Annotated in this window: 2 rRNA genes; both read right to left on the bottom strand. The window is 61.7% G+C overall.

What is annotated here, in order from left to right:
* Nucleotides 1–95 (bottom strand): 5S ribosomal RNA (gene rrf / locus ACLBXP_RS26120); the annotation flags it as partial.
* Between the two features lie 82 nt (nt 96–177).
* Nucleotides 178–266, bottom strand: a 23S ribosomal RNA gene (locus tag ACLBXP_RS26115); the annotation flags it as partial.

Genomic DNA, 266 nt, shown 5'->3' with positions numbered 1-266 from the left:
CCGTGCCTTGAGACACAGTACCATGGGCGCTGGTGCGTTTAACGGCCGAGTTCGAGATGGGATCGGGTTCGGGGCACACCGCTCAGGCCACCAGGCCGGCGCAGCGCAATCGTGGCGTTCGGCAAGCTTAGGTCTTCGTTGTGTTCGTGTGTGCTGTTGCGGACATGGATCACGAGAGCGATCAAGCCGATCGGGCGATTAGTACCGGTCAGCTCAACGCGTCACCGCGCTTGCACATCCGGCCTATCGACGTGGTCGTCTTCCAC

The organism is Methylobacterium sp. A54F (genome assembly GCF_053346035.1).
The sequence above is the reverse complement of the archived record's forward strand: the minus strand, read 5'-3'. Positions and strand labels throughout refer to the sequence as shown.